Source organism: Pseudomonas veronii, assembly GCF_001439695.1.
Classification (GTDB): Bacteria; Pseudomonadota; Gammaproteobacteria; order Pseudomonadales; family Pseudomonadaceae; genus Aquipseudomonas; species Aquipseudomonas veronii.
Map to the genome: position 1 here is coordinate 59,145 of NZ_JYLL01000033.1, position 11,149 is coordinate 70,293.

General features: G+C 62.9%; 12 protein-coding genes. 11 read left to right on the forward strand and 1 reads right to left on the reverse strand.

Annotated elements, in window-relative coordinates; genetic code table 11:
• Positions 1 to 2: 2 nt before the first annotated feature.
• Entirely contained in the window at positions 3 to 902 is a 900-nt protein-coding gene (locus TU80_RS26700) for a TIGR01777 family oxidoreductase (RefSeq protein WP_057005760.1), read from the reverse strand.
• Positions 903 to 1,113: 211 nt separating this feature from the next.
• Here TU80_RS26700 and TU80_RS26705 point away from each other — a divergent pair, with 211 nt between their 5' ends.
• From TU80_RS26705 to TU80_RS26755, 11 genes are all read left to right on the forward strand, one after another.
• Positions 1,114 to 2,097, forward strand: coding sequence for an NAD(P)/FAD-dependent oxidoreductase (locus tag TU80_RS26705; protein ID WP_057005761.1), 984 nt, complete (start codon positions 1,114 to 1,116; stop codon positions 2,095 to 2,097).
• The gene (locus TU80_RS26710; protein ID WP_017845504.1) at positions 2,097 to 2,312 is read left to right on the forward strand and encodes a TIGR02450 family Trp-rich protein; all 216 of its coding nucleotides are present in this window, start codon (positions 2,097 to 2,099) and stop codon (positions 2,310 to 2,312) included. Before TU80_RS26705 ends, TU80_RS26710 begins: the two co-directional genes overlap by 1 nt.
• A gap of 112 nt (positions 2,313 to 2,424) precedes the next feature.
• Positions 2,425 to 3,390, forward strand: a complete 966-nt coding sequence (locus TU80_RS26715; protein ID WP_017845505.1) for a YbgA family protein — start codon at positions 2,425 to 2,427, stop codon at positions 3,388 to 3,390.
• Positions 3,391 to 3,405: 15 nt separating this feature from the next.
• Positions 3,406 to 4,335, forward strand: a complete 930-nt coding sequence (locus TU80_RS26720) for a MerR family transcriptional regulator (RefSeq protein WP_046384750.1) — start codon at positions 3,406 to 3,408, stop codon at positions 4,333 to 4,335.
• Positions 4,336 to 5,781 (forward strand): deoxyribodipyrimidine photo-lyase, encoded by a 1,446-nt coding sequence (gene phrB / locus TU80_RS26725; protein ID WP_057005762.1) that lies wholly within the window; start codon positions 4,336 to 4,338, stop codon positions 5,779 to 5,781. It abuts the gene before it with no gap.
• Positions 5,774 to 6,196: a nuclear transport factor 2 family protein gene (locus TU80_RS26730; RefSeq protein WP_057005763.1), complete on the forward strand. Its 423-nt coding sequence runs from the start codon at positions 5,774 to 5,776 to the stop codon at positions 6,194 to 6,196. The genes phrB and TU80_RS26730 overlap by 8 nt, the downstream gene beginning before the upstream one ends.
• Positions 6,193 to 6,975, forward strand: a complete 783-nt coding sequence (locus TU80_RS26735; RefSeq protein WP_046384752.1) for an SDR family NAD(P)-dependent oxidoreductase — start codon at positions 6,193 to 6,195, stop codon at positions 6,973 to 6,975. Before TU80_RS26730 ends, TU80_RS26735 begins: the two co-directional genes overlap by 4 nt.
• Positions 6,972 to 8,219 carry an NAD(P)/FAD-dependent oxidoreductase gene (locus TU80_RS26740; RefSeq protein ID WP_057005764.1) on the forward strand — a complete coding sequence of 416 codons (1,248 nt, stop codon included), beginning with the start codon at positions 6,972 to 6,974 and terminating at the stop codon, positions 8,217 to 8,219. The genes TU80_RS26735 and TU80_RS26740 overlap by 4 nt, the downstream gene beginning before the upstream one ends.
• Entirely contained in the window at positions 8,216 to 9,025 is an 810-nt protein-coding gene (locus TU80_RS26745; protein WP_057005765.1) for a DUF1365 domain-containing protein, read from the forward strand. Before TU80_RS26740 ends, TU80_RS26745 begins: the two co-directional genes overlap by 4 nt.
• Positions 9,012 to 10,283, forward strand: a complete 1,272-nt coding sequence (locus TU80_RS26750; protein ID WP_017845512.1) for an SAM-dependent methyltransferase — start codon at positions 9,012 to 9,014, stop codon at positions 10,281 to 10,283. The genes TU80_RS26745 and TU80_RS26750 overlap by 14 nt, the downstream gene beginning before the upstream one ends.
• 75 nt (positions 10,284 to 10,358) lie before the next feature.
• Complete coding sequence (locus tag TU80_RS26755) at positions 10,359 to 10,664, forward strand: YkgJ family cysteine cluster protein (RefSeq protein WP_026139835.1); 306 nt, start codon at positions 10,359 to 10,361, stop codon at positions 10,662 to 10,664.
• Positions 10,665 to 11,149: the final 485 nt, after the last annotated feature.

An 11,149-nucleotide genomic window follows, 5' to 3' on the forward strand; every position in this document is an offset into this window, starting at 1 on the left:
CTCTAGAGGCGGCTGGACAAGTCGTCCAAGGCCGCCTTCAACTCAGTGAACTGGAAAGTGAAACCGGCCGCCAACAGGCGTTCGGGCAAAGCTTTCTGGCCGCCCAGCAACAAACCGGACAACTCGCCCAACCCCACCTTCAACACGAAGGCCGGCATGGGCATGAACGCCGGGCGGTGCAGCACCTGGCCCAACGTCTTGGCAAACTCTCGGTTACGCACCGGGTGCGGCGCGCAGGCATTATAGGGACCGCGGGCGTCGCGCTGGTGCAGAAGAAAATCTATCAGCGCGATTTGATCGTGGATATGCACCCACGGCATCCACTGCCGGCCACTCCCAATCGGCCCACCCAGTGCCAGCTTGAACGGCAGCAACAGCCGCGACAAAAAGCCGCCCTCGGCCGCCAGCACCAGCCCGGTACGCACCAGCACCACGCGAATGCCCAGGGCTTCGGCGCGCTGGGCGGTTTCTTCCCAGGCGACGCACAACTGGCTGGGGAAATCGTCCTGCACCGGGCCGCTGGCTTCGGTCAGTTCGCGCTCGCCGCCGTCGCCGTACCAGCCCACGGCAGAACCGGAAATCAACACCGCCGGTTTCTCCGCCAGGCCTTCCAGCCACACCAGCAGGGTTTCGGTCAGACTGATGCGGCTGCTCCACAGCAGCGCCTTGCGTTTATGCGTCCAGGGGCGATCGGCGATCGGCGCGCCGGCCAGATTAATGACGGCGTCCACCGGGCCGATAACCTCTTGCAGGCTGGCGACACCGCGCACCGCATCGCCACATAACCGGGCGACCTGTTCAGGGCGACGGCTCCACACCGTCAGGCGATGCCCTTGCGCCAGCCAATGTTGGCAGAGTTGACGGCCGATCAGGCCGGTACCGCCGGTCAGCAAAATATGCATGGGATCTTCCTCATGTAACGTTCGCCACCGATCACTGGTCTATTTTATAAGCAGGGATCATTTGCAATCGGGCGTGACATTGATTTAAGCCTCAGCTTTAACCATAGGTCACGCCAAACGATCAGGTACGCCAAAACTTATACCAAAAAACAATATTGTACAGCTATTGGTGTCGGCGTAGTCTGTACCCAACGGTAAAACGAGGCCTCCCATGACTGTCCCCATCGCGATCATCGGCACCGGCATCGCCGGTCTCTCCGCCGCCCGAGCGTTACGAGACGCCGGGCATGTTGTACAACTCTTCGATAAAAGCCGCGGCAGTGGTGGCCGCATGTCCAGCAAGCGCAGCGACGCCGGCGCACTGGACATGGGCGCGCAGTACTTCACCGCCCGCGACCGCCGCTTCGTCAACGAAGTGCAGCGCTGGCAAAGCAATGGCTGGGCCGAGCAATGGAAGCCGCAGCTGTATAACTTCAAGTCCGGCGAACTCACGCCCTCCCCCGATGAACAGATCCGCTGGGTCGGCACGCCGCGCATGAGCGCCATCACCCGCGCCCTGCTCGACGACCTGCCGGTGCAGTTCAGCTGCCGTATCACCGAAGTGTTCCAAGGCAAACGGCACTGGAACCTGCTGGACGCCGACGGCGGCAACCATGGTCCGTTCAGCCACGTCATCATCGCCACGCCCGCCCCGCAAGCGACCGCCCTGCTGGCCGCCGCACCGAAGCTGGCAAGTGCCGCCGCCGGCGTGAAGATGGACCCGACCTGGGCCATCGCGCTGGCCTTCGACAAGCCGCTGGAAACCCCGATGGAAGGCTGCTTCGTGCAAGACAGCGCCCTCGACTGGCTGGCCCGCAACCGCAGCAAACCGGGGCGCGACACCGTCCTCGACACCTGGGTGCTGCACGCCACCAGCGCCTGGAGCAAAGAACATCTGGACCTGCCCAAAGAAGCAGTGATCGAACACCTGCACGGCGCCTTCGCCGAACTGCTGCACAGCGCCATGCCCGCGCCTTCGTTCAGCCTGGCGCACCGCTGGCTCTACGCACGACCGTCCAGCGCCCATGAATTCGGCGTGCTGGCCGACGCCGACCTGGGCTTGTACGTCTGTGGCGACTGGTGCCTGTCGGGCCGCGTGGAAGGCGCCTGGCTCAGTGGCCAGGAAGCCGCGCGACGCTTGATCGAGCACCTGTAATGAACCGCATAAACCCCGCTAAATTGCTGCTGTCGAAGTGGACAGCAGCACACCCGCGCAACAAGGAAAAACACTTCCTGGTCACCGAACTGTTTTGTGATGAAGAAGGCAACGTGCTCGACATCGAGCTGCAAGCCGTCATGACCCGGCGCGGTGAACGCCTGCCCTGGCAAACCCTGCAAAGCGCCGAGGACTGGCGAATCGGCTGGAAATAGCCCTCGCACAAATACTTGTACAAACCATTTGACTTGTACAGCATCAAACCTATGATGAGATTTAGCTGTACATGCTTTTACGCTTGTACAGGAATCTTGCAGAGGTTTGCCCATGTCCAGCACCCCGTCCTTCAAGCCGAAGATTGGTATCAGCGCCTGCCTGCTGGGCGAGAACGTCCGTTTCAACGGCGGCCACAAGCAATCGCAACTCTGCAGCGAGGTGCTCGCCGCGTACTTCGACTTTGTGCCGTTGTGCCCGGAAGTGGCGATCGGCCTGGGCATTCCCCGAGAGACCATTCGCCTGGTGGGCGATGCCGCGTCCCCTCAAGCCGTCGGCAGCGTGCATCGCGAGCTGAACGTCACCGCGCCGCTGGGTGAATACGGCGAAAAAATGGCCGCCGAGCACAGCGACCTGTGCGGCTATATCTTCATGCAGAAATCGCCGTCCTGCGGCCTGGAACGGGTCAAGGTCTACCGTGAAAACGGCGCACCGGTGGACGGCGGCGGGCGTGGCATCTATGCCCAAGCCTTTTGCGCGCGCCACCCCAACCTGCCTGTGGAAGAAGACGGCCGCCTGAATGACCCGGTGCTGCGGGAAAACTTCCTGACCCGCGTCTTCGTCTACGCCAGCTGGCAACAACTGCTCGGCGAAGGCCTGAGCCGCCATCGCCTGCTGGCCTTTCACGCGCGCTACAAATACCTGCTGATGGCCCACAGCCCGGCGCATTACAAAAGCCTCGGCAACCTGCTCGGCGGCATGGCCAAGGGCGAGGACCTCGACGCATTGGGCAGCGGCTATTTCAGCGCGCTGATGAGCGGCCTGAAAAAGTGCGCCACCCGCGGCACCCACACCAATGTGCTGCAACACATCAGCGGTTACCTCAAGCAGGCCATCAGCGCCGACGACAAACAGGAAATGCAAACCGTGATCGGCCAATACCGCCAAGGCATCGTGCCGCTGGTGGTGCCGCTGACCTTGCTCAAGCACCACTTTCGCCTCCACCCGGACCGCTACATCGCGCAGCAGGCTTACTTGCAGCCGCACCCGGAAAATCTCAGCCTGCGCAATGCGATCTGAACCATGAAAAACCTCATGACCGCAGCCTTGCAAGACGAACCCGGCGAAGATATCGCCCAAGCCCTCGAGGACGGCTGGCTGCCGATTCGCGAAGTGGCGCGCCAGACCGGCGTCAACGCCGTGACCCTGCGCGCCTGGGAACGCCGCTATGGCCTGATCGTGCCGCAGCGCACGCCCAAGGGTCACCGGCTGTTCAGCCACGACCATGTGCAACGCATCCACACCATCCTCACCTGGCTCAATCGCGGCGTGCCGGTCAGCCAGGTGAAAAACCTGATCGACTCCGCGCACGTCGCTCCCGACGCCGTCGAAAACGAATGGCACACCCTGCGCCAGACCCTGGTGCAGGCCATCAGCGAACTGGCCGAACGCCGCGTCGACGATGCCTTCAACCAGGCCATGGCGCTCTACCCGCCGCGCACCCTGTGCGAACAACTGCTGCTGCCGCTGCTCCGCGAACTGGAGCAACGCTGGCAGGGCCAATTCGGCGCGCAGATGGAACGGGTGTTCTTCCTGTCCTGGTTGCGCAGCAAGTTCGGCGCGCGGATCTATCACAACAATCGCCAGTTGCACGGCGCACCGCTGCTGCTGGTGAATCATTCCGACCTGCCCCTGGCACCGCACCTGTGGCTCAGCGCCTGGCTGGCCAGCAGCGCCGACTGCCCGGTGGAAGTCTTCGACTGGCCGCTGCCGACCGGTGAACTGGCGCTGGCCGTGGAACACCTGCAACCGCGCGCGGTGCTGCTGTATTCAAGCCAGGCGCTCCATTTGTCGGCACTCGCAAAACTTCTGGGCGGCATCGCTTGCCCAAAGTTGATCGTCGGGCCAACGGTATGCATCCACCAGGCCGAGCTGACGGCATTAGCCGGCGACACCCCTGAATTGTTCGTCGCCGAAGACCCATTGTCGGCTCACCAGATACTGATCCAGCAGGGACTTGTTTAAATGCACTTGATCTGGCTGCGCACCGACCTGCGCCTGCATGACAACACTGCCCTGACCGCCGCGAGCCAGCGCGGCCCGGTGGCGGCCGTGTACCTGATCACCCCGCAGCAATGGCTGGCCCACGATGATGCACCGTGCAAAGTCGACTTCTGGCTGCGCAACCTGCAGCACTTGAGCCAGGCCCTCGGCGCGCTGAATATTCCCTTGCTGATCCGCCGTGCCGCGACCTGGGACCAGGCGCCCGCCGTACTCGGCCAACTGTGCCGCGAGCTATCGGTCGAGTCGGTCCACGTCAACGAGGAATACGGCATCCACGAAAGCCGTCGCGATGCGGCGGTGGCCAAGGCTTTGGAAGCCGACGGCGTGAGCTTCCACCGTTACCTGGACCAATTGTTTTTCCAGCCCGGCAGCGTGCTGACCAAGACCGGCACCTACTTCCAGGTGTTCAGCCAGTTCCGCAAAGTCTGCTACGCCCGCCTGCACAGCGCCCTGCCGCGCCGGGTGGCCACGCCCAAGGCTCAAGCGGCCCTCGCGCTGACCAGCGACCCGGTACCGCAACAGGTCGACGGTTTCGAAACGCCGAGCGAAACGCTGCGCGCCCTCTGGCCCGCCGGTGAAGACGAAGCGCGCCGCCGCCTCGACGCGTTCGCCGCGCAGCAGATCAGCTACTACAAGGATGAGCGCGACTTCCCGGCCAAGCCCGGCACCAGCCAGCTGTCGGCGTACCTCGCGGCGGGCGTGGTTTCGCCGCGCCAGTGCCTGCATGCCGCGCTGCAGCGCAACCAGGGCGAGTTCGAAAGCGGCGATATCGGCACGATCACCTGGGTCAACGAACTGCTCTGGCGTGAGTTCTACAAGCACATCCTGGTGGGCTACCCGCGGGTGTCCCGTCACCGCGCCTTCCGCCCCGAAACCGAGGCGGTGGCCTGGCGCGACGCGCCCAACGACCTCGCAGCCTGGCAGCAGGCGCGCACCGGTTTGCCGATCATCGACGCGGCCATGCGCCAACTGCTGGAAACCGGCTGGATGCACAACCGCCTGCGCATGGTGGTGGCGATGTTCCTGACCAAGAACCTGCTGATCGACTGGCGCGAAGGCGAGCGCTTTTTCATGCGCCACCTGATCGACGGCGACCTGGCAGCCAACAATGGCGGCTGGCAGTGGAGCGCCTCCACCGGCACTGATTCGGCGCCGTATTTCCGGATTTTCAGCCCGCTGAGCCAGTCGCAGAAATTCGACCGCGACGGCGTGTTCATCAAGCACTGGCTGCCGCAACTGGCGACGCTGAATAAAAACGACGTACACGACCCGCAGGCCGCTGGCGGCCTGTTCGGCGTGGCCGACTACCCGCGCTCGATCGTCGACCTGAAACACTCCCGCGAACGTGCATTGGCGGCATTCCGCAGCCTGCCGTCGCGCCAGGCCGTCGGAGCCGAACATGAGTGACTTCCTGCGCCGCTTCGCCCAGGCCTTCGCCACTCTGGACAAGCACAACCTGCACCTGCTCGACAGCCTGTACAGCAAGGACATCGTCTTCACCGACCCGCTGCACGAAGTCCAGGGGCTCACGCCGCTGCACCACTATTTCGCGCAGTTGTACGGTAATGTCAGCCAGTTGCGCTTCGACTTCCACGGCTTCGACCAGGTGGCCGAAGGCGAAGGTTACCTGCGCTGGAAAATGAGCTTTTGCCACCCGCGCCTGGCCAAGGGCAAGGTGATCCGAGTGGAAGGCTGCTCGCACCTGATGTGGCGCGACAAGGTGTACCGCCATCGGGATTATTTCGATGCCGGCGCAATGCTTTACGAACACTTGCCGGTGTTCGGCCGTGTGATCAGTTGGCTGAAAAGGAGAGTCGGATGAACCTCACACCGCCCCGTCGTTATTGGCTGACCGGCGCCAGCAGTGGCATCGGCGCCTCCCTCGCCGTGGAGCTGCTCAACAGCGGCGCCCACGTGGCCCTCAGTTCGCGCTCCAAAGGCCCGCTGCAAGCGCTCGCCCAACGCTTTCCCGGCCAAGTGCTGGTCGTGGCGGGCGACTTGACCAACAGCCAGACCGTGCGCGAAATCGGCGAACACATCGCCCAGGTCTGGGGGTCGCTGGACACCGTGATCCTCAATGCCGGCACCTGTGAATATGTCGATGCCAAGCAATTCGACGCGTCGATCGTCGAACACGTGGTACGCACCAACCTGCTCGCCAGCAGTTATTGCATCGAAGCCGCACTGCCACTGTTGCGCGCCGGGCGCGCACCGCACCTGGTGGGCGTGGCCAGCGCCGTGACCTACCTGCCGATGCCGCGCGCCGAAGCCTATGGCGCGTCCAAGGCCGGTTTGCGCTACCTGTTCGAATCCCTGCGCATCAGCCTGTCGCCGGAAAACATCGACGTCACCGTGATCAGCCCGGGCTTTGTCGACACCCCGCTGACCGAGCGCAATGACTTCCCGATGCCCCTGGCCTGGTCTGCCGACAAGGCGGCCCGGCATATCTTCGCCAAGCTGGACAAACGCCCACTGGAAATCGCCTTCCCGGCGATGTTCATCGCCACCCTGTGGCCGTTGTCGAAACTGCCGAATCGCGCGCAACTGATCATCGGCAAACGCATGCTGCGCAGCCCGCCGCCAAAAAAGGACGACCTGTGAAGATCGCGATTATCGGCAGCGGCATTGCCGGGCTGACCAGCGCCTACCTGCTCAGCCGTCGCCACGACATCACCCTGTTCGAAGCGGGCGATCGCATCGGCGGGCATACCCACACGGTCAACGTCACCGTCGAGGGTAAAAGCTATGCGGTGGACACCGGTTTTATCGTATTCAACGACTGGACCTACCCCAACTTCATCCGCCTGCTGGGTCAGGTCGGCGTGAAGTTCAAACCCACCGAGATGAGCTTTTCGGTGTGCGACCGCCGCAGCGGGTTCGAGTACAACGGCAATAACCTCAACAGCCTGTTTGCGCAGCGGCGCAATCTGTTGTCGCCGGGGTTCTGGGGCATGTTGCGCGATATTCTGCGCTTCAACCGCGAGGCGCCGGCGGACCTGCAAGCGCAACGCATCAGTGCCGACATGACCCTGGGTGACTACCTCGACGCTGGCGGCTACGGCCCGCGATTCATCCGGCATTACATCGTGCCGATGGGCGCAGCGATCTGGTCGATGTCCCTGGCGGACATGCTCGGTTTCCCCTTGCAGTTCTTTGTGCGCTTCTTCAAGAACCACGGCTTGCTGTCGGTGAGCAACCGCCCGCAATGGTGCGTGATCGAGGGCGGCTCAAGCCGCTACATCGAACCGCTGACCCGCGGCTTTCGTGAACGGATTCGCCTCGATTGCCCCGTGCATCGGGTCGAGCGCGATGCACAGGGCGTGACGATCCACAGCGCCGCGGGCACCGAAGCCTTCGACAAAGTGGTGTTCGCCTGCCACAGCGACCAGGCGCTGGCCCTGCTGGGCGAGCCGAGCAGTGCCGAGCAGCAGATCCTCGGCGCCCTGCCCTTCGCCGACAACGACGTGGTGCTGCACACCGACACGCGCCTGCTGCCAGACCGCAAACTGGCCTGGGCCAGCTGGAACTACCGGCTCAGCGGCAATGCACAGAGCCAGGCGGCGGTGACCTATGACATGAACATCCTGCAAGGCATCGACAGCGCCACGACCTTTTGCGTCAGCCTCAACCAGACATCGATGATCAACCCGCTGAAGATCCTCGCCCGATACACCTATGCCCATCCGCAATACAGCCTGGCGGCCGTGGCCGCGCAAGCGCGTTGGGAAGAGTTGAGCGGTGCGCAGCATACCTATTATTGCGGCGCCTATTGGGCCAACGGCTTCCACGAAGACGGCGTGATCAGCGCCTTGCGCGTGGCCCAGGCGTTTGGAGAAGCCCTGTGAACAGCGCCTTGTACAGCGGCTGGATCGCCCATCGCCGGTTTGCGCCCAAGGCCCACGCGTTTCGCTACCGCATCGGCTTGCTGTACCTGGACTTGAGCGAACAGGACGCAGTGCTCGGGCTGTCGCCCCTGGCCGGCGCAGGTCGCCTGGCCGCCTTCGGCTTTCGCCAGCAGGACTACCTGCGTGAATTCACCCGTCACGGCATGAGCCTGAGCGATGCCGTGCGCCAGCAAGTCGGCAAGGCGCTGGGGCGTACACCCCAGGGCGCTATCTGCCTACTGACTCAGGCCCGCAGTTGGGGCCTGGCGTTTAACCCGGTGAGTTTCTTCTACTGCTTCGAGGCCGACGGACAATTGGCCGCGATCCTGTGTGAAGTGACCAACACCCCATGGCGCGAGCGCTATCACTACGTGCTGCCGGCCCTGGCGCTGGGCGCCGAGGAGCATCAGCACTTCGCCGTGGCCAAGGCGTTTCATGTGTCGCCGTTCCTGCCGCCCGACCTGGAATACCGCATGAGCTTCAGCCCGCCCGCCGCCAGGCTTGGGGTCCACATGGCCGACTGGCAGGGCGATCGGAAAGTCTTCGACGCCACCTTGAGCCTGCAGCGCGAAGCCCTCAGCCGCGCCAGCCTGCACCGCTATCTGTGGCGCTTTCCGTGGATGACCGCCAAGACCTGCCTGGCGATTTATTGGCAGGCCCTGCGCCTGTTGCTCAAACGCACACCGATTTTTCCCCATCAGGCCGCCGATGGCGCCTCTCGCACCGCCGTCGGGTACACCAAGGATCGCCGCCATGAAATCCCCTAGCTTATCGGTCAAGGCCAACCGCCTGAACGTCAACGGCGTGACCACCGCACTGCTGCGCAAAGCCGTGCTGCGGCAACTCAGCCAATTGCGCCACGGCCAACTGGTGCTGATCGAAGACGGCGAACGCCAAGTGTTCGGCGCCCGCGAAGCGCATCTGCTGGGCGAGATCCAGATCCTCGATTCGGCGGTGTGGGGCCTGGTGGCGGCCAACGGCTCGATCGGTGCGGGCGAAGCGTTTATCCACGGTTATTGGAGCAGCCCGGACCTGACCGCCGTGGTGCGTGTGATGGTCAGCAACCTGGAGGTGCTCGACGCGCTGGAGGGCGGCCTGGCCAAGCTGGCGCGGCCGTTCACCCAAGGCTTGCATTGGCTCAACCGCAATACGCGCAAGGGTTCGCAGAAGAACATCGCCGCCCACTATGACCTGGGCAACGACCTGTTCGAAGAATTTCTCGACCCGACCATGATGTATTCGGCGGCGCAGTTCCTGAGCGCCGAAGACACCCTGGAACAGGCGCAACTGAACAAGCTGGAACGCATCTGCCAGAAACTCGCGCTTAAACCTACCGACCATCTGCTGGAGATCGGCACCGGCTGGGGCAGCATGGCGTTGTACGCGGCGCGGCACTATGGCTGCAAAGTCACCACCACGACCTTGTCCAGGGAACAGTTTGTCTACACCCAGCAACGCATCGCCGCCATGGGGCTGCAAGACCAGGTGACGCTGCTGTTGCAGGACTACCGCGACCTGAGCGGCCAATACGACAAGCTGGTGTCCATCGAAATGATCGAAGCGGTGGGCCATCGCTTCCTGCCGACCTACTTCAAACAGTGCGCGCGCCTGCTCAAGAGCGATGGGCTGATGCTGCTGCAAGCCATCACCATCCGTGAGCAACGCTTTGAACAGGCCAAGAACAGCGTCGACTTCATCCAGCGCTATATCTTCCCCGGCGGCGCCCTGCCCTGTGTGCAGAACATGCTGCAGATCATCAGCCGCGACACCGACATGAACCTGCTGCACATGGAAGATTTCGGCCTGCATTACGCGCGAACCCTGCGCTTGTGGCATGAGAACTTTCGCCGCGCCCACGGCCGCCTCATGGAATTGGGCTACGACGAATACTTCCTGCGGTTGTGGGAGTTTTACCTGTGTTACTGCGAAGGCGGCTTTATGGAGCGCACCATCGGCACCGCGCAGTTGCTGCTGGCCAAGCCGGCAGCCATCAACCCGCCGTTGCTTGGGCGTTTCAGTGCTTAACCAATGCGCCGGGTACGCTAACGTCTGTCAGCCCTTTCACACCTGTGTCACCCGCTTGCCTTACACTGCGTACCTATGACCAACATCCCCCACACCCAAATCACCACCCCCGCCGTCACCTGCTCGACGTGCGCGGCCTGCTGCTGCCAGCTGGAAGTCATGCTGATCACCGACACGGGCGTGCCCGAGCGCTATATCGACACCGACGATTGGGGCGGCGAAGTCATGCTGCGCCTGGACGACGGCTGGTGCGCAGCGCTGGACCGGGACACGATGATGTGTACGATTTATACGCGTCGGCCGCTGATCTGCCGGGAATTCGAGATGGGCGCGCCGGAATGCCTGACCGAACGCGAAGGGATTGCGACCGCTTACCGCTGATCTCAAGCCGACAAATATCTCAATGTGGGAGGGGGCTTGCCCCCGATAGCAGTGGGTCAGTTGGCAAATTCTGCGACTGACACTCCGCTATCGGGGGCAAGCCCCCTCCCACAGGGTTTTGCAGGGTAACGAGTAGTTTTCGATGCCACCGAACGCGAATGGATTGCGACCGCTTACCGCTGATCTCAGCCGACAAATATCTCAATGTGGGAGGGGGCTTGCCCCCGATAGCAGTGGGTCAGTTGGCAAATTCTGCGACTGACACTCCGCTATCGGGGTGTACAGACGGAGACATCCTTTACAAACGAGACCGGGGACATCCTTTACGTTTCTGGGTGCTGGACAGCCGGCTTGCACTGCTGTCTAGCCTACCCAGTGGATAGTTACATAGGTACATGTCCCACACGTTGTCGTCCACTTCTCGCAGTCCAACGGACTCTCCTACCAGTGACTCACTCAAAAAGATCATCCTGCCCCTCCACTTC